At 67.0% G+C, this 16,870-nt stretch carries 19 protein-coding genes; 12 read left to right on the top strand and 7 right to left on the bottom strand.

The window, feature by feature from the left end:
• From AC1ROX_RS08070 to mazG, 12 genes are all read left to right on the top strand, one after another.
• The gene (locus AC1ROX_RS08070; protein WP_493124194.1) at positions 1 to 456 is read left to right on the top strand and encodes a carboxymuconolactone decarboxylase family protein; all 456 of its coding nucleotides are present in this window, start codon (positions 1 to 3) and stop codon (positions 454 to 456) included.
• Positions 457 to 489: 33 nt separating this feature from the next.
• Positions 490 to 786 (top strand): Atu4866 domain-containing protein, encoded by a 297-nt coding sequence (locus tag AC1ROX_RS08065; protein ID WP_493124521.1) that lies wholly within the window; start codon positions 490 to 492, stop codon positions 784 to 786.
• 77 nt (positions 787 to 863) lie between these two features.
• Positions 864 to 1,739, top strand: a complete 876-nt coding sequence (locus AC1ROX_RS08060) for a lytic murein transglycosylase (protein WP_493124192.1) — start codon at positions 864 to 866, stop codon at positions 1,737 to 1,739.
• Positions 1,740 to 1,860: 121 nt separating this feature from the next.
• Positions 1,861 to 2,880: a septal ring lytic transglycosylase RlpA family protein gene (locus AC1ROX_RS08055; protein WP_493124190.1), complete on the top strand. Its 1,020-nt coding sequence runs from the start codon at positions 1,861 to 1,863 to the stop codon at positions 2,878 to 2,880.
• Positions 2,864 to 4,159, top strand: coding sequence for a D-alanyl-D-alanine carboxypeptidase family protein (locus AC1ROX_RS08050; RefSeq protein ID WP_493124188.1), 1,296 nt, complete (start codon positions 2,864 to 2,866; stop codon positions 4,157 to 4,159). Before AC1ROX_RS08055 ends, AC1ROX_RS08050 begins: the two co-directional genes overlap by 17 nt.
• Positions 4,156 to 4,806 (top strand): dTMP kinase, encoded by a 651-nt coding sequence (gene tmk, locus AC1ROX_RS08045; protein WP_493124186.1) that lies wholly within the window; start codon positions 4,156 to 4,158, stop codon positions 4,804 to 4,806. Before AC1ROX_RS08050 ends, tmk begins: the two co-directional genes overlap by 4 nt.
• Positions 4,807 to 4,809: 3 nt before the next feature.
• Positions 4,810 to 5,940 (top strand): DNA polymerase III subunit delta', encoded by a 1,131-nt coding sequence (locus tag AC1ROX_RS08040; RefSeq protein WP_493124185.1) that lies wholly within the window; start codon positions 4,810 to 4,812, stop codon positions 5,938 to 5,940.
• A gap of 168 nt (positions 5,941 to 6,108) precedes the next feature.
• The gene (gene metG / locus AC1ROX_RS08035; RefSeq protein ID WP_493124183.1) at positions 6,109 to 7,716 is read left to right on the top strand and encodes a methionine--tRNA ligase; all 1,608 of its coding nucleotides are present in this window, start codon (positions 6,109 to 6,111) and stop codon (positions 7,714 to 7,716) included.
• A 1-nt stretch (position 7,717) separates the two neighbouring features.
• Complete coding sequence (locus AC1ROX_RS08030) at positions 7,718 to 8,506, top strand: TatD family hydrolase (protein WP_493124181.1); 789 nt, start codon at positions 7,718 to 7,720, stop codon at positions 8,504 to 8,506.
• Entirely contained in the window at positions 8,497 to 9,267 is a 771-nt protein-coding gene (locus AC1ROX_RS08025; protein WP_493124179.1) for an MBL fold metallo-hydrolase, read from the top strand. Before AC1ROX_RS08030 ends, AC1ROX_RS08025 begins: the two co-directional genes overlap by 10 nt.
• A gap of 87 nt (positions 9,268 to 9,354) precedes the next feature.
• Complete coding sequence (locus AC1ROX_RS08020; RefSeq protein ID WP_493124177.1) at positions 9,355 to 10,011, top strand: hypothetical protein; 657 nt, start codon at positions 9,355 to 9,357, stop codon at positions 10,009 to 10,011.
• Between the two features lie 79 nt (positions 10,012 to 10,090).
• Positions 10,091 to 10,918 (top strand): nucleoside triphosphate pyrophosphohydrolase, encoded by an 828-nt coding sequence (gene mazG, locus AC1ROX_RS08015; protein ID WP_493124175.1) that lies wholly within the window; start codon positions 10,091 to 10,093, stop codon positions 10,916 to 10,918.
• A 97-nt stretch (positions 10,919 to 11,015) separates the two neighbouring features.
• Here the strand turns inward: mazG and AC1ROX_RS08010 are convergent, their stop codons facing one another.
• The 7 genes from AC1ROX_RS08010 to ntrX form a co-directional block, all read right to left on the bottom strand.
• Positions 11,016 to 11,849, bottom strand: coding sequence for an inositol monophosphatase family protein (locus AC1ROX_RS08010; protein ID WP_493124173.1), 834 nt, complete (start codon positions 11,847 to 11,849; stop codon positions 11,016 to 11,018).
• A gap of 5 nt (positions 11,850 to 11,854) precedes the next feature.
• Positions 11,855 to 12,142 (bottom strand): co-chaperone GroES, encoded by a 288-nt coding sequence (locus AC1ROX_RS08005; RefSeq protein WP_493124171.1) that lies wholly within the window; start codon positions 12,140 to 12,142, stop codon positions 11,855 to 11,857.
• A gap of 71 nt (positions 12,143 to 12,213) precedes the next feature.
• Positions 12,214 to 13,530: a GTPase HflX gene (gene hflX, locus AC1ROX_RS08000; protein WP_493124519.1), complete on the bottom strand. Its 1,317-nt coding sequence runs from the start codon at positions 13,528 to 13,530 to the stop codon at positions 12,214 to 12,216.
• Between the two features lie 40 nt (positions 13,531 to 13,570).
• Positions 13,571 to 13,816: an RNA chaperone Hfq gene (hfq, locus tag AC1ROX_RS07995; RefSeq protein ID WP_068189217.1), complete on the bottom strand. Its 246-nt coding sequence runs from the start codon at positions 13,814 to 13,816 to the stop codon at positions 13,571 to 13,573.
• 108 nt (positions 13,817 to 13,924) lie between these two features.
• A complete protein-coding gene (locus AC1ROX_RS07990) occupies positions 13,925 to 14,581 on the bottom strand; it encodes an HAD family hydrolase (RefSeq protein ID WP_493124169.1) in 657 nt (218 codons plus the stop codon).
• A complete protein-coding gene (dat, locus tag AC1ROX_RS07985; RefSeq protein ID WP_493124167.1) occupies positions 14,578 to 15,441 on the bottom strand; it encodes a D-amino-acid transaminase in 864 nt (287 codons plus the stop codon). Before dat ends, AC1ROX_RS07990 begins: the two co-directional genes overlap by 4 nt.
• 15 nt (positions 15,442 to 15,456) lie before the next feature.
• Positions 15,457 to 16,866: a nitrogen assimilation response regulator NtrX gene (gene ntrX / locus AC1ROX_RS07980; protein WP_493124165.1), complete on the bottom strand. Its 1,410-nt coding sequence runs from the start codon at positions 16,864 to 16,866 to the stop codon at positions 15,457 to 15,459.
• Between the last annotated feature and the right edge of the window lie 4 nt (positions 16,867 to 16,870).

The following is a 16,870-nucleotide window of genomic DNA, read 5'->3' as shown; positions in this document are numbered from 1 at the left end:
ATGAGCCTGTATCCGACTCTCGCCACTTTGCTCGTCGCCCTGACAGCAGCACCTGCCTTCGCCCAGACGGTCGAGGACCGGCTGAAGCGCGGCGACGCCGTGATCAAGGAACTCAATCGCGGCCAGCCGCAGTCGGCGCTGGAACGCATGCGCCAGGAGTTTCCCTTCCTCGCCGAGGCGACCGAGGCCTACGCGCTGGGCGATGTCTGGTCGCGGCCGGGCCTCGACAACCGCACGCGCCAGCTTGCGGCGGTGTCGGCCTTCGCCGCAACGGGCCAGCTGCCCTTCATGAAGGTCCATGCCGGCTATGCGCTCAACATCGGCGTGTCCGAGGAGGAGCTGAAGGAGATCGTCTACATGATCACCGTGCCGGCCGGCATCTCGCGCGCCATCGCGGCCTCGCAGGTCCTTAGCGAACTCTTCGCCGAGCGCCGCAATGCCCCATCTGGACGATAGGAGGCCACAATGAAGGCCATAGGCCTCCTGACCATGGCGCTCGCCATCAACACACCCTTTATCCTCACAACGAGAGGCCATGCCGAAATGACGACTCACCCCTATGTCGGCATGTGGGTCACCGCCGATGGAAACATCCGTCACAACCTCTTGCCGAACAATCGCTATGACGAGGCCCGCGGGACGCGCGAGAGTGCCTATCGCGGGCGATACGAGGTGAGCGGAACCCGAATCGAATACTGGGACGATACCGGCTTCACGGCCGACGGCGTCTTCGTCGACATCGACACGCTGCATCACGGCGGGATGATTCTTTATCGCCGCAAGTGACTCGCCATAGTGTCTGCAAGATTGACCGGCACATGGTATTGGCGCCCGTCAGAGGGCTCCAATAACCAGGGACGCTCATGATCACTCGCAGACTGCTCTGTGCCGGCGCCGCCCTCGCACCGTTTCCGGTCCTCGCTCAGGGATCCGGCGGAAGATTTCCCGCGGCGTGGCTGGACGGGATACGGCAGGAGGCGCTGCGGGCCGGCGTCGATCGCGCAACGCTCGACGCGGCGCTGGCGGACATCCGCGAGGTCCCGAAGGTGATGGAGCAGGCGCGTAACCAGCCCGAATTCAAGATGAGCTGGGAAACCTACCAGGAGCGCGTCGTCTCCAGCGAGCGCGTGGCTCGCGGCAAGGCGCTGCTGGCCGAGAACCGCGCCACGATCGAACGCTTCGCCGGACCGGCCGGCATGCCGCCGTCGGTGGTCGTCGCGCTGTGGGGCATCGAGAGCAATTACGGCACACGGCTCGGCGACTTCGAGGTGGTCGAGGCGCTGGCCACGCTGGTCCACAACAACTTCCGCGCCAAGTTCTTCCGCGAGCAGCTCATCGCCGCCCTGAAGATCGTCTCGCAGGGCCATATCGGCCTGCATGCGATGAAGGGCTCGTGGGCCGGCGCGATGGGCCAGTGCCAGTTCATCCCGACCAGCTTCATCGCCTACGCCGCCGATGGCGACGGCGACGGGCGCAAGGACATCTGGACCAACAAGGTCGACGTCTTCGCCTCGGTGGTGAACTACCTGCGCAAGGTCGGCTGGAAGCCGGGCATGCGCTGGGGCAACGAAGTGTCGGCGGGCACCCAGGCCGCGGGCGGCGGGCGCATCGTGCGGCCGTCGGGAGCAGGGGGCCCAGCCTACCAGACGACCGAGAACTTCAAGGTGATCCTGCGCTGGAACCAGTCGGATTTCTTCGCCCTTGCAGTCGGTCTGCTGTCGGATCGGATCGCGGCCTGAACCAACGTCAATGAGGCCGCTCCTCTAGCGGCGCAAGATGATGTATGATGTGAACATCATGCCGCTAACGTTGGTAATACAGCGATTTCCTGCCGCCCCTGAGCTCCATCGGGCCTTCCGGTTGGCTGGAGCAGTCGCGCTTCTGGCGAGCCTCGCGGCCTGCGGTTCGTCCAGCAAAGGCGGGGGTGCCAGCGGCAGCGTCGCCCAACGCGGCACCTACAAGATCGGCCAGCCCTACAAGATCGACGGCGTCACCTACACCCCGCAGGAGACGTTCACCTTGACCGAGACGGGCGTGGCCTCCTGGTATGGGCCGGGCTTCCACGGCAAGTCGACCGCCAACGGCGAGCGCTACGACCAATCCGACCGGACGGCCGCCCATCGCACCCTGCAGATGCCCGCCGTCGTGCGGGTGACCAATCTCGACAACGGGCGCAGCACGGTCGTCCGGGTGAACGACCGCGGCCCCTTTGCCCGCAGCCGTGTCATTGACCTGTCGCGCACGGCGGCAGAGGAGATCGACATGGTCGGCAAGGGCACCGCACGGGTCCGCGTCGACCAGCTCCAGGCCGAAAGCCTCGCCGTGAAGGACGTCGCTTTGAGCGGCGGCGGCCCGGCCGAACAGCACGAAGCGATGGCCCAGGTTTCCAGCGGCAGGCGTGCGACGCCGGCTCCCGTACAAGCTCCAGCAGCGGCGCCTGTCGCGGCCCCGCCGCCGCCGGTCATGCAGGCGGCGTACGAGCCGCCGCCAGCCGCGCCACCCCCGGCGCCTCCCGCACAGGCCGCGTATGCCCCCCCGCCGCGCGGCAACGGTACGCCATTCGGCGCGCCCAGGTCGGCGTCGGGCGATATGCCGCCCACCATCGCGTCGCTCACGGCGACGACGGCCACGGCGACGCCATCGTCGCAGCTCAACGGGTTCTTCGTGCAGGTCGGCGCATTCTCCACGCAGGAGAATGCCGAGAAACAGCGTGGCGCGGTGCGCAGCTACGGCAACCCCGAGATTTCCCAGGCCTCGGCGGGCGGACGCGATGTTTATCGCGTGCGGCTGGGGCCCTATACCACTCCCGATGCCGCCGGCATTGTCGCCGACCGGCTCAAGCGTTCAGGCTATGGGGATGCCCGTGTGGTCACTGAATAAGCTCAATCGCACCGCAATCGCGCTCCTTGCCATGGTTGGCATCGCCGGCCTGTCCGTGGCGGCCTTCGCCCAGCAGGACCCGCCGAAGAAACCGGCCAACCAGCAGCAGAAACCGCCGGCCAAGCCGCGGGCCCCGGCCTCCACGGCCGCCAAGCCGGCACCGAAAGAGCCGGCGGCGCCCAAGATCGAATCCCTGCCGCCCTCGCAGGTCGGCATCGGCACGCTGGCCCGCCACGCCTTCATGGTCGATCCGCAGACCTCGACGGTGCTCCTGTTCAAGGATGCCGAGACGACGATGCCACCGTCATCGATGTCCAAGATGATGACCATCTTCATCATCTTCGACGAGCTGGCGGCCGGACGCCTCAAGCTCGACACGCGTTTCCGCGTCAGCGAGAAGGCCCGCAACATGGGCGGCTCGCGCATGTTCCTCGAACTGGGCAGCGAGGCCACGGTCGAGGACCTGATCAAGGGCATCATCATCCTGTCGGGCAACGACGCCTGCGTCGTGATCGCCGAGGGACTCGCGGGCAGCGAGGAGGCCTTCGCCGATCGCATGAACAAGCGTGCGCGCGAGATCGGCATGACCAAGACGGTGTTCAAGAATGCGTCGGGCTGGCCGGCCGAGGGCCAGTACACGACGGCGCGCGATCTCGCGGTGCTGGGCTGGCACACGATCGACGATTACCCGCAGTATTATAAGTACTATGCGGAGACGAACTGGACCTACAACAACATCCGCCAGGAGAACCGCAACCGTCTGCTCAAGACCGTGGCGGGCACCGACGGCCTCAAGACCGGCCACACGGAAGAGGGCGGCTACGGCCAGACCACCTCCGCGGTGCGCGACGGCCGCCGCCTGATCCTGGTCGTCAACGGCCTCGCCTCGATGGCCGAGCGCGCGCAGGAGACGGCGCGGCTGATGGAATGGGGCTACCGCGAATCGACCAACACGACGGTGTTCCGCGCCGGCGACATGGTGGTCGAGGCGCCGGTGTGGCTCGGCGCGCAGGACAAGGTGCCGCTGGTCATGCCGAAGACCGTGCAGATCACGATGCCGACGGGCCAGGCCGCATCGCCGCGCGTGGTCGCGCGCTTCGACGGCCCGATCGCCGCGCCGATCATCAAGGGCACCAAGATCGGCACCGCCGTCGTCACGCTGCCCGACAACCGGACGATGGAGTATCCGCTCGAAGCCGGCGCCGACGTGCCGCGCATGGGCGTGTTCGGCCGCATGTCGACGATGCTGCAGCACTATCTGTTCGGCTGGATGTCGTGACCGACGCCGGCACGGGCGACGGCGAGGGTCTGTTCATCACGCTGGAAGGCGGGGAAGGGGCCGGCAAGTCGACACAGGTCGCCCGCCTCAAGGACTGGATCGAGAAGCGCGGGCACAAATGCATCGCCACGCGCGAGCCGGGCGGTGCGCCCGGCGCCGAGATGGTGCGCAAGCTCCTGGTCGAAGGCCCTGCGGAGCGCTGGGACGGTGTCACCGAGGCGCTGCTGCATTTTGCGGCCCGCCGCGAGCATCTGCGCACGACGGTGCTGCCCGCCATCGGGAGCGGCACCTGGGTCGTCTCCGACCGCTTCGCCGATTCCACCATGGCCTATCAGGGTTATGGCCATGGCGCCGACCGCGCCATGCTGGGCACGCTCTACGATATCGCCGTGGGAGACTTCCGCCCCGACCTCACGCTGATCCTCGACCTGCCGGTCGAGACCGGCCTGAAACGCGCCGCGGCGCGGCGGGGTACGGAGACGCGCTACGAGTCACTGCCGAAGGACTTCCACGAACGCGTGCGCGCGGGTTTCCTCGACATCGCCGAAGCCGATCCGGGCCGCTGCGTCGTGATCGATGCCACCGCCGGCATCGACGAGATTGCCCAGGCGATCGCCGACGCGGTGACCAAGCATCTGGAAACCTGAGCCGTGGCGCGCGGCAAGACGCCGTCCGATCCGGCCGAGATCGAGAAGCTCGAATGGCCGTATGGCTGGCCGCCGCCGTGGCGGAACAACCGCCTGGTCGGACATGAGCAGGCCGAGCGGACGATGCTGGCGGCGCAGCAGAGCGGCCGGCTGCATCATGCCTGGCTACTGACGGGACCGCGCGGCATCGGCAAGGCGACGCTCGCCTGGCGCTTCGCGCGTTTCCTGCTGGCGGGCCAGGACCAGGGTGGCCTGTTCGGCGGCGGACCGGAATCTCTCGACGTGCCGGCCGATGCGCCGGGTCGCCACCTGATCGATGCGCGCTCGCATCCCGACCTGTTCCATCTGCGCCGCGCGCTCAACCACGATACCGGCCGCATCCGCGCCGAGATCGCCGTCGACGACGTGCGTGGGCTGGGCGGCTTCATGCACATGACGCCGGCGATGGGGAAGTGGCGCATCGCCATCGTCGACTCGGCCGACGAGATGAACCGCAACAGCGCCAACGCGGTGTTGAAGATCCTCGAGGAGCCGCCGCCCAACGCGGTGCTGCTGATCGTCTCGCACGCGCCGGGCCGGCTGCTGCCGACCATCCGCTCGCGCTGCCGGCGCCTCGCGCTGCAGCCGCTGAAGGACGACACGGTCGTGAAGCTGCTGGGCGACTATGCGCCCGAGACGAAGGATGAGGAGAGAAGGGCGCTCTCCCGCCTCGCCGAAGGCAGCATCGGCCGCGCCCTGGAGCTGGCGGGCGCGGGCAGCCTGGATCTCTATCGCGAGATGGTCGAGGTGCTGGCGACCCTGCCCGATCTCGACATGCCGCGGCTGCACGCCTTCGCCGAACGCTTCGCCAAGCGCGGCGAGGAGGCCAACGCCGACTGGCGTTCGCTGAACTACCTGTTCGATGGCTGGCTGAAGGGGCTGATGCGCCAGGCCGCGCTCACGACGGAAGCTGCACCCGTCGTGCCGATGGAGAGCGGGCTGCAGACGCGGTTGCTGGCCGCCACGAGCCTCGAGCGCTGGATGGAGGCGGCAGAACAGGTGGCATTCCTCTTTTCGCGGGCCGACGCCGTCAATCTCGACCGTAAACAGACCGTCATGGGCAGCTTCCTGAAGCTGCAATCGGCGACCCGCTGAACCGCGCCCCATGGTCCCGAGCCTTGATCCACAGGGTTAGGCGTGAGAAAAGATCGGCCATGTTGCCCCGGTCCGACATCAGAGACTCGCTGCCCTGCGAACGAATGCGGGGCTGAACGCGCTTGAGTCTCGTGCCCCGGAAGGGGCGGCCGTTCGGAGTTCAGTATCATGTCGGGCAACAGCACCTATTACGTCACCACGCCGATCTACTACGTCAACGACGTGCCCCACATCGGGCATGCCTATGCGACGCTCGCCTGCGATGTGCTTGCGCGTTTCAAGCGTCTCGATGGCTACGACGTCCATTTCCTCACCGGTACCGATGAGCACGGCCAGAAGGTCGAGAAGGCGGCAGCCGCAGCCGGAATGACGCCGCAGGCCTTCACCGACAAGGTGAGCCAGTCGTTCCGCGACCTGATCGGCGTGATGAACTATTCGCCGGACGGCTTCATCCGCACGACCGAGCCGCGCCACTACGCCTCCTGCCAGGCGCTGTGGGAGAAGCTGGTCGCCTCGGGCGACATCTATCTCGGCAAGTATGCCGGCTGGTATTCGGTGCGCGACGAGGCGTTCTATGCCGAGGACGAGACCACGGTCGGTCCCGACGGCAAGCGCCGCGCAGGCCCGGTGAACAACGAGGTCGAGTGGGTCGAGGAGCCGTCCTACTTCTTCAAGCTGTCGGCCTGGACCGATCGGCTGCTGGAGTTCTACGAGAAGAACCCGCGCTTCATCGCGCCGGAGAGCCGTCGCAACGAGGTCATCAGCTTCGTGAAGGGTGGCCTGCAGGACCTCTCCGTCTCGCGCACCAGCTTCTCCTGGGGCATCCCGGTGCCGGGCGACGAGAAGCACATCATGTACGTCTGGCTGGACGCGCTCACCAACTACATCACCGAGGTGGGCTACCCGGACGAGAGCAATCCGCTGTGGCGCTTCTGGCCGGCCGACGTCCATGTGGTCGGCAAGGACATCATCCGCTTCCACTGCGTGTTCTGGCCGGCGTTCCTGCTGTCGGCCGGCGTCGCCGCGCCCAAGCGCGTCTTCGCGTCGGGCTGGTGGACGACCGAAGGCCAGAAGATCTCCAAGTCGCTGGGCAATGCGATCGATCCCGTGGCGGTGACCAAGGAATTCGGCGTCGACCAGGTGCGCTACTTCCTGCTGCGCGAAGTGCCGTTCGGCAACGATGGCGACTTCCAGCGCCGCGCCCTGATCGGCCGCATGAACGCCGACCTCGCCAATGCCTATGGCAATCTCTGCCAGAGGGTCCTGTCGATCGTCGCCAAGAATTGCGGCGAGAAGGTTCCGCCCAAGGGTGAATTGGTCGAAGCCGACACGGCGTTGCTCGATCGTGCGAAGGGCCTGCTGGCCATCGTGCGCGCCGAACTCGACGAGCAGGCCTTCCACAAGGCGCTGACGGCGATCTGGGAAGTGATCGCCGACGCCAACCGCTATGTCGACGCGCAGGCCCCCTGGGCACTGGCCAAGACCGACCCGGTGCGGCGCGACACGGTCCTGTGGGTGCTGGCCGAGACGATCCGGCGGGTAACCTTGCTGGTGCAGCCCTTCATGCCGGAGTCGACGGCCAGGATCCTCGATCAGCTCACGGTGCCGCCGGAGAAGCGGCGCTACGCGGCCTTCGACGAGGAGTTGGTCTCCGGTACCGCGCTGCCGCCGCCGCAGGGCGTGTTCCCGCGCTTCGTCGAGCCGGCGCCGGCCGCTGCACCGGCCAAGCCGCCGAAGCAGCCCAAGGCGCCCAAGCAGCCGAAAGTCGCGAGCTGACATGCTGATCGACAGCCACTGCCATCTCGACTTTCCGGAGCTGACGACGGACGAGAGCGGCGTGCTGGCGCGTGCCCGCACGGCCGGGGTCGGCGGCATGCTGACGATCGGCACGCGGCTCGACCAGTTCGAGCGGGTGAGGGCGATTGCCGAGCGCCATGACAATGTCTGGTGCTCGGTCGGCGTTCATCCGCACGAGGCCAAGGAAGAGGGCCAGCGCACCCCCGACCGGCTGATCGAGGCCACGCGGCATCCCAAGGTCGTGGGCATCGGCGAGACCGGGCTTGATTTCTATTACGAGCACAGCCCGCGCGAGGAGCAGGCCGAGAGCTTCCGCGCCCATATCGCGGCCTCGCGCCAGACCGGCCTGCCGTTGATCGTCCATACGCGCGATGCCGATGCCGAGACCGGCGACATCCTGGAGGACGAATACGGGAAGGGCGCCTTCCCCGGCCTGATCCACTGTTTCAGCTCCGGCCGCGCCGTCGCCGAGCGGGCGCTAGCGCTGGGCCTCTACATCTCGATCTCGGGCATCGTGACCTTCAAGGCCGCCGAGGAGTTGCGCACCATCGTGCGCGACCTGCCGCTCGACCGGCTACTGGTCGAGACCGACTCGCCGTACCTGGCGCCGATCCCCAAGCGCGGCAAGACCAACGAGCCGGCCTATGTCGCGCACACGGCCGCCAAGGTCGCCGAGCTGAAGGGCGTGAGCCTGGCCGAGCTGGAGGCCGTGACGACCGACAATTTCTTCCGGCTGTTCACCAAGGCGGAGCGTTCCCGGTGCGGGTGACGATCCTGGGCTGCGGGACCTCGGCGGGCGTTCCCCGGGCCGGCGGACCGGGCGGCAAGGGCGAGTGGGGGGCTGCCGATCCCAGCGACCCCCGCAATCGCCGCAGCCGCTGTTCGATTCTGGTCCAGGACCGGGGCAAGACCGTGCTGGTCGACACCTCGCCCGACCTCCGCAGCCAGCTCCTCGCGGCCGAGGTCGAGCGGGTCGACGCCGTGATCTGGACCCACGACCATGCCGACCAGTGCCACGGGATCGACGACCTGCGGCCCTATGCGCTGCGCCATGGCCAGATCGAATCCTGGTCGGACGAGCGGACCTACGGCGTGCTCAGCCGACGCTTCGGCTACTGCTTCCACGCCGAGGGCAACGGCTTCTACAATCCGATCTACCGCCATTCGGTGATCTCGGGACCGTTCGAGGCCGCCGGCCTGCCGGTCGTGCCGTTCCTGCAGGATCACGGCACCATCAAGTCGCTAGGCTTCCGCTTCGGGGCCGTCGGCTATGCCAACGACGTGGTCATGCTGCCCGAGGAATCGCTTGTGGCGCTGGAGGGCGTCGAGGTGCTCATCGTCGACGCCATGCGTTACCGGCCGCACCCCACGCACGCCCATCTCGACCGGGCGCTGCAGTGGATAGATCGGCTGAAGCCCAAGCGGGCCTTCTTGACCAACCTCCATGTCGATATGGACTATGCGGAAGTCGACCGGACGACGCCGGCCCATGTAACGCCGTGCTTCGACGGTCTCCAGATCGACCTTTAAAAGGCCGGAAATATCATGAAAATCAGATGGATATCCGGACAATCTCATCTGAACAATCAGCGTAGACAAAACGAGTCCGGACGCCGGATGTTCCTGTCGGCGGCCGTCGTGGCCGGTTTGGTGTCGTTTTCGACCCCATTTGCGGTACTGGCGGCCGATCGGCTCGAGACCGGCGGGCTTACGTTCCGGGACTTCGGCACGCCCGACAACGGCTCCAGCTTTACCCGCGGCGAGCAGAGTGTCGGCGGCGGCACCACCCAAAGCTTCACGCGCGTCCTGGGCGTCGACCCGGCGCAACAGGCGGTCCGGCTGCGCTTCGACTCGGTCAAGGTCGAGCTGCTGCTGCCCATGGGCTGGCAGGCCAGCGAGGACCAGGAGCGGGGCGTCGCCTATACGCTCGACAAGCGCATCCGGCTGATCGTCTGGCGGGTCGACTTCGCCTACGAGGGCGTGAAGGACGCCGAGCACTACGCCGCCACCAAGGCCGGCTCCATGAAGGCCCGGCGCCCCGGCGTTCAGGCCCAGGCCCGCAAGCTGAGCGACGGCAGCTTCGTCATCGTCTACGAGAACGTGCCGAAAGGGTCGAACGACAGCGGCCCACGCACCGTGTTCGACCTCGTGGTGCCCAATCCCGGCAACCCGAAGGTCGGCATCCTGGTGACTCTGGGCATGCCGGCCAACGAGGCGAGCCGCGGCCTGCAGCTGCTGGCGTTGATCACCCAGAATATGAGGATTTCCTGGTAATCCTCTGTAACTGATATTTATATAATATTTTCCATAATATATATTATACGATAATTTGGATCTGTGTTATAGAGGACATATGTCCCAGAAGCCCACTCCTGAATCCTTACCCCGCGAACCCCTCCAGCGGCTGCTGGCGGTCATGGCTTGGCTGCGCGACCGGCAGCATGGTTGCCCCTGGGATATCGACCAGACCTTCCGGACCATCGCGCCGTACACGATCGAGGAAGCCTACGAGGTCGCCGACGCCATCGAGCGCGACGACATGCCCGCGCTCAAGGAAGAGCTCGGCGACCTGCTGCTGCAGGTCGTCTACCATTCCCAGATCGCCAGCGAGGCCAAGGCGTTCGGCTTCGACGACGTGGCGGCGGCTATCGCCGACAAGATGGTCGACCGCCATCCGCACGTCTTCGGCGACCTCGACATCAAGACCGCCGATGCCCAGACCGTCTCCTGGGAGGCCCGCAAGGCGGCCGAACGGGCCGCCAAGGCCAAGGAGACGGCACCGGTCGGGGCTTTGGACGGCGTGGCGCGCGCCCTTCCCGCCCTGATGCGCGCCGAGAAGATCCAGAAGCGCGCCGCCCGGGTCGGCTTCGACTGGGGCTCGATCGGTCCGGTCATCGACAAGATCGAAGAAGAGCTGGGAGAGCTGCGGGCTGAACTGGAGGCCGGAAAGGTCGAGCAGGAGAAGGTCGCCGACGAACTTGGCGATGTCTTGTTCGCTGTCGCCAACCTCGCTCGCCACTGCAAGGTCGACCCGGAGGTGGCGCTGAGGGCCACCAACGACAAGTTCGAGAAGCGCTTCCGCTACATCGAACGCCGTCTGGCCGAGGCCGGCCGAAAGCCCGCCGAAGCCAGCCTCGAGGAGATGGAAACCCTCTGGCAGGAAGCCAAGACGCGGGCTTGAGCTTCGATCTTAGGCTGTGTCATCCCGAGCGCAGCGAGGGATCCTTGGTCGGTGCTGCTTAAGGATCCTTCGCTACGCTCTGGATGACACCGATACCTTAAGTGCGCTGCGCCAGCAGCGGCATTTTCGACGCTTCGAGCGCCGATCGTGCCTCCGCCAGCGCCTCGGCGGTCGAGGCTGCAATCAGGCCGGCGTTGAGCGGCTGGGCGGGTCCGTAAGGCGCGCCGCCGAACTGGATGGCGCCGCCGCCGGCTTCACGCATCATCAGCGTGCCGGCCGCGTGATCCCACGGCTTGGTCGTGCGATAGAGGCTGAAATGTGCGCGACCGGAGAGGATTTCCAGGTATTCTGCGCCGGCGCACCGCATGGTCGAGATGTGAGCGAACCGCTCCCGCTGCTCCTTGCTGAGCTGCTCGTCGAAGGCCTTCGCGACCTTGTAGCCGACGAAGCCCGTCAGCGGCTCCGTTGTCGGCTCGCCGCGAATGGCGGCGCCGTCGAACGTCACCCCGCCCCCTTTGTGCGTCACGGCCATGCGGTCGCGCGGCACGTCGAGGATCCAGCCGGCGATCGCCGCCGTGTCCTGCACCAGGCAGACGATGATGGCGAAACGGTCCCGGCCCGCGGCGAAGTTCGCGGTGCCGTCGAGTGGGTCGACGATCCAGCAGGACTCGCCCGGGCGGGCGATCAGGTCGAGAAGGCTCGGATCCTTCTCGACGGCCTCCTCACCCACCACCGGGACGCCCGGCAGGATCTTCGCCAGGCCGGAGGCCAGGCGCTGCTCGGCCGCGACGTCGGCCACGGTGACGATGTCGCCCGGCCGCTTCTGGCGGACATCGTCCTTGGAGAGATTGCGGAAACGCGGCAGCAGCTCGGCTGCCGCCGTCTCGCGCATGAGATCGACGATCCGCTGCGAGCCGCCGAAATCGAGCATCGGCCTCAGCCGACGACGCCGAAGATATCCTCTTCCTTCAGGATCACATGATCCTCGCCGCCGAGCTTCACCTCGGTGCCGGACCACTTGCCGTAGATCACCGTGTCGCCGACCTTCACGCCCAGCTCCTGCAGGCGGCCGTCCTCGAGGCGGCGGCCCTTGCCGACCGCAACGACCTTGCCCTGCATCGGCTTTTCCTGGGCCGTGTCGGGAATGATCAGGCCGCCCTTGGTGCGGGTCTCGGCGGTTACCGGCTTCAGCAGCAGGCGGTCGTGCAAGGGCTTGAAACCCATGGTCTTTTCCTTCGTCTTGGTGGTGGGCGTTTCGACGTTTGGGCGCTTATAGGAAGGGCGCCCGCCGGGTGTCAACGAGCCTGCTGGCGCCGCTCGAACTGGGCGGCGGCCTCGTCGTCCAATGCCACCGTCAGCCAGGCGGTTTCGCCCTCGTCGCGACGGCTGCGAACCTCGCCGTGGCGGTAGAGCCAGGCGATCGTGGCGCCATCGGTCAGCGGCACGGAGACCTCGCGGGCCTCGCCGGCGGCCCCCAGGAGCGCGGCGATGGCGTCCATGAGCTGGTCGACTCCCTCGCCCGTCAGCGCCGACACAGGATATTGCCGCGCCCGCTCGGCGCCGGTGGCGGTCCGCGTCTGCAGCACCTGCCGTACATCCTCGGGCAAGGCATCGACCTTGTTCAGCGCCTCGATGAACGGTCGCCCCGACCCTTCTTCCAGGGCACCCAGCTCACGCAGCACGTCCTCGACGTCGGCGCGCTGCTGCTCGGTGTCGGGATGGGAGACGTCGCGCACATGCACGATCAGGTCGGCCTCGATGACCTCCTCCAGGGTCGCACGGAAAGCCGCGACCAGGTGCGTCGGCAGGTCGGAGACGAAGCCCACCGTGTCGGACAGCACGCAGCCCTTGCCGTTGGGCAGCTTGATCGACCGCATGGTCGGGTCGAGCGTGGCGAACAGCAGGTCCTTGGCCATGACCTCGGCGCCGGAGAGCCGGTTGAACAGCGTCGACTTGCCGGCGTTGGTATAGCCAACCAGCGCCACCGTCGGCAGCCGGGCCTTCTTGCGGCCAGCACGATTCACCGCGCGCGTCTTGCGTACGTTGTCGAGGTCGCGCTTGATCCGCACGATGCGCTCGCCGATCAGGCGGCGGTCGATCTCGATCTGCGATTCGCCGGGACCGCCCATGAAGCCGAAGCCGCCGCGCTGGCGCTCGAGATGGGTCCAGGACCGGACGAGGCGGCCGCGCTGGTAGTCGAGCGCGGCCAGTTCGACCTGCAGCCGTCCTTCGTGGGTTCGGGCGCGGGCGCCGAAGATCTCGAGGATCAAGCCGGTACGGTCGATGACCTTGGTCTGCCAGGCCTTCTCGAGATTTCGCTGCTGCACCGGCGTCAGCCTGTCGTCGACGACGACCAGGCCGATGCCCAGCTCCCCGACCGAGGCGGCGATGCGCGCGACGACGCCCTTGCCGATCAGCGTCGCGGGCGTGACCTGCCGCAATGGCGCGACCTGCGCCAGCCGCACGTCGAGGTCGATCGCGCGGGCAAGACCCACCGCCTCCTCGAGCTTGGCCTGGCTGTCGCGTTCGCTGCGACCGCGCAGGCGCGGCTCGTACGGACACAGGACCGCGGCCACCGTTGCGGGTCGCACGGTGTCCAGCGGCTTGCGGATGCGCTTTTCGGAGTCGTCGAGCTCGAATTCGTCGATCAAATCAGCCTGCGTCGGCCTTGTCCCCGTCGAACAGCTGCACCGGCGTGACCGGCATTATCGTCGAGATCGCATGCTTGTAGACAAGCTGCGAATGTCCGTCGCGGCGCAGCAGCACCGAGAAATTGTCGAACCACGTGACGATGCCCTGCAGCTTCACGCCGTTCACGAGGAAGATCGTGACCGGGGTCTTGTTCTTCCGAAGATGGTTCAGGAAGACGTCCTGAACGTTCTGTGCCTTTTCGCTCATATTTTTTGGCCTCTTGCTGGGCGGCCGGCTTCCAAGGGGGTCACCGGTTTAGAAGGTACGGGGTCCCTCCCCGCTACCGAGTTGCCTCGAATATAGGTGAGGTTCGTCTCAAAGCAATGCCACCAACTCGTGACAATTACGCACTCTCAGTCGCGGCGGATGCTCCAGAAGGGCTGCAGTCAATTGCTCCGCACCACCCACGAGAACCGGCAGACAACCCGCCGCATGTGCGGACTTAAGATCGGCAGGCGTGTCGCCGACCATCCACACATTGTCATCCGGGGCAATTCCCGTGCCGTCGAGGGCCAGGTAGATCGGATCCGGTGCGGGTTTGTCGCGAGCAGCGTCCCGTGCACCGACGGCCCGCGCCACCCACTTGCCCCAGCCGAGATGGGCGACCTCGGCCCGGAGATTATCCCCAACCTTGTTGCTCACGATCGCGACATAGCAGCCTTTGCCATGGCAGTGCGCCAGCAGGTCGGCCGCTCCGTCCAACGCCTCAAGGCGCTCCAGGTGGATGCGATGGAAAGTGTCGTAGAAGACCTTCTCCGCCTCCGCGGCGCGCGGGCCGAACAGGGTGGGGAAAACCTCGCGCAACGAGCCATGGGCGCGGTCCTGCACTTCGGTTGCAGTCCAAGGTGTCTGGCCCAGCGCCGTGAAGGTGTCGCGGTAGCACTCCACGATGGTCGGCCAGGTGTTGACCAGCGTGTTGTCCCAGTCGAACAGGACGGCGCGAGGTGGCTTCAGCCCGGCGGGCAGGCTCACGTCACGGCCTCTCCCGCCTCCGAGAAGCGGACATATTCCTCGCGCAGGCGCCGGGCCGTCGCGCCGACCTTGCCGTCGCCCACCTTGTCGCCGTCGATCTTCACCACCGGCGTCACGAACGAGGTGGCGCTGGTGATGAAGGCTTCCTTCGCCTTCTTCGCCTCCTCCACCGTGAACGGCCGCTCGACCAGCTTGAGCTGCAGCGAGTTGCAGATCGACTTCAGCGTGTGCCGCGTGATGCCGGAGAGGATGCCGTTGTCGGTCTGGCGCGTCACCAGCTCGCCGTCGTCGGTCACGATCCAGGCGTTGGTCGATGCGCCCTCGGTGACGCAGCCCTGCCCGTCGACCAGCCAGGCCTCGTAGGCGCCGGCCTCGCGGGCGGCCTGCTTGGCCAGCACGTTGGGCAGAAGGGCGACCGTCTTGATGTCGCAACGCTCCCAGCGGATGTCGGGCATGCTCTTCACGGCGACGCCGGCGCCGGGGTCGGCGACGATATGCTTGGTGGCCTTCGTCGTCATGACGAGAGCGGGCTTCACCGGGGTGGTCGGGAAGCCGTGGTCACGGCGCGAGACGCCGCGAGTCACCTGCATGTAGACCAGCCCGTCGCGCAGGCGGTTCTTGCGCATCAGCTCGCGGATGATGAAGCCCAGCGTGTTGCGCGACACCGGCCAGTCGATGCGCAGTTCCTTCAGCGAGCGATCGAGCCTGTCGATATGCGGCTTCTCGTCGATCAGCTTGCCGTCGCGCACGCCCACGACCTCGTAGACGCCGTCGGCCAGCTGGTAGCCGCGATCCTCGATATGGACGCTGGCCTCGCGATGCTCGACGTAGCGACCGTTGACATAGGCATAACGCGCCATGACGCCCTCTCCCCTCTAGACCGGCTGCTCGGCGCCGCCGCCCTCGGGCGCCCCCCCGTGCAGGCCGAGCGACTTCAGCTTGCGATGCAAGGCCGAGCGCTCCATGCCGACGAAGGTCGCCGTCCGTGAAATATTGCCGCCGAAGCGCGTCACCTGGGCCAGCAGGTACTCGCGCTCGAACACCTCGCGCGCCTCGCGCAGTGGCAGCTGCATGATTTCGCCGCCCTTCTCCCAGCGCAGCACAGACGGAGCGTCCTCGCTGACGTCGTTGGGCAGCACGTCGGCGCGGATCGGCGCGCCGCCGGCCGGCGCCAGGATCAGCAGCCGCTCGATGACGTTGCGCAGCTGGCGCACGTTGCCCGGCCAGTCATGGCCCTGGAGGGCCGCCTGTGTATCCTCGCCGATCGAGCGAGACGGAAGTCCGGTCGCGTCGGCCACGCGCTTCAGCAGGTCGAGCGCCAGCTCGGGAATGTCCTCGCGGCGCTCGCTGAGCGGCGGCACACGCAGGCCCACCACGTTGAGGCGATGGAACAGGTCCTCTCGGAAGCGGCCGCCGGCGATCTCCTCCTGGAGATCGCGCGCCGTGGTCGCCAGCACGCGTACATCGATCTCGACCTTGGTCTTGCCGCCATCGCGGGCATAGGACTGCTCCTGCAGCACGCGCGCCAGCCGGCCCTGCAGCGCCAGCGGCAGGTCGGCCACTTCCTTGAGGAGCAGCGTGCCGCCATGCGCCATCTCGAAGGCGCCGGACACGCGCAGCGCATCGGCGTCGGTGTCGCCGTCGGTGCCGAACAATTCGATCTCCAGCCGCTCGGCGGGAAGCGTCGAGCAATTGACGATGACAAATGGACCGTCGGCCCGCTTCGATCCCTGGTGGATCAGCCGCGCCGTCGTTTCCTTGCCCGAGCCGGAGGCACCGGTGATGAGGACACGGCTGCCGGTCGGCGCCACGCGCTCGATCTGCGTACGCACGTTGCCGGCATCGCTCGAGGAGCCGACGAAGGTCACCTCGCCGCCGGCACGCCGGCGCAGCACCACGTTCTCGCGCTTCAACCGGTCGGCCTCGATGGCGCGGTCCACGACGAGGAGCAGGCGATCGGCCTTGAAGGGCTTCTCGACGAAATCGTAGGCGCCGGTCTTGATCGCCGACACCGCGGTATCGATCGTGCCGTGGCCGCTGATCATCACCACGGGGATCGGCGGATCCTCGCGGCGGATGACCTCGAGGATTTGCAGCCCGTCGAGCTCGCTGCCCTGCAGCCAGACGTCGAGAATGACCAAAGCCGGCCGACGCTGCCGCACGGCATCGATCGCTTCGGTGCTGTTGTGGGCACGGCGCGCGGTGTGGCCCTCGTCCTCGAGGATGCCGGCGATCAGCGTGCAGATATCGCGTTCGTCGTCGACGATCAGAATATCGTGGGCCATGTCA

It is taken from the genome of Reyranella sp. GW821-FHT14A01 (assembly GCF_058803965.1).
The sequence above is the reverse complement of the archived record's forward strand: the minus strand, read 5'-3'. Positions and strand labels throughout refer to the sequence as shown.

Bases quoted from the DNA above. Each gene is read 5' to 3' on its own strand.
- mazG (WP_493124175.1), top strand. From the start codon at position 10,091: ATGTCCCAGAAGCCCACTCCTGAATCCTTACCCCGCGAACCCCTCCAG.
- dat (WP_493124167.1), bottom strand. From the start codon at position 15,441: ATGGCGCGTTATGCCTATGTCAACGGTCGCTACGTCGAGCATCGCGAG.
- AC1ROX_RS08070 (WP_493124194.1), top strand. From the start codon at position 1: ATGAGCCTGTATCCGACTCTCGCCACTTTGCTCGTCGCCCTGACAGCA.
- AC1ROX_RS08065 (WP_493124521.1), top strand. From the start codon at position 490: ATGGCGCTCGCCATCAACACACCCTTTATCCTCACAACGAGAGGCCAT.
- AC1ROX_RS08030 (WP_493124181.1), top strand. From the start codon at position 7,718: ATGCTGATCGACAGCCACTGCCATCTCGACTTTCCGGAGCTGACGACG.
- AC1ROX_RS08060 (WP_493124192.1), top strand. From the start codon at position 864: ATGATCACTCGCAGACTGCTCTGTGCCGGCGCCGCCCTCGCACCGTTT.
- metG (WP_493124183.1), top strand. From the start codon at position 6,109: ATGTCGGGCAACAGCACCTATTACGTCACCACGCCGATCTACTACGTC.
- AC1ROX_RS08010 (WP_493124173.1), bottom strand. From the start codon at position 11,849: ATGCTCGATTTCGGCGGCTCGCAGCGGATCGTCGATCTCATGCGCGAG.
- ntrX (WP_493124165.1), bottom strand. From the start codon at position 16,866: ATGGCCCACGATATTCTGATCGTCGACGACGAACGCGATATCTGCACG.
- hfq (WP_068189217.1), bottom strand. From the start codon at position 13,816: ATGAGCGAAAAGGCACAGAACGTTCAGGACGTCTTCCTGAACCATCTT.
- AC1ROX_RS08020 (WP_493124177.1), top strand. From the start codon at position 9,355: ATGTTCCTGTCGGCGGCCGTCGTGGCCGGTTTGGTGTCGTTTTCGACC.
- AC1ROX_RS08005 (WP_493124171.1), bottom strand. From the start codon at position 12,142: ATGGGTTTCAAGCCCTTGCACGACCGCCTGCTGCTGAAGCCGGTAACC.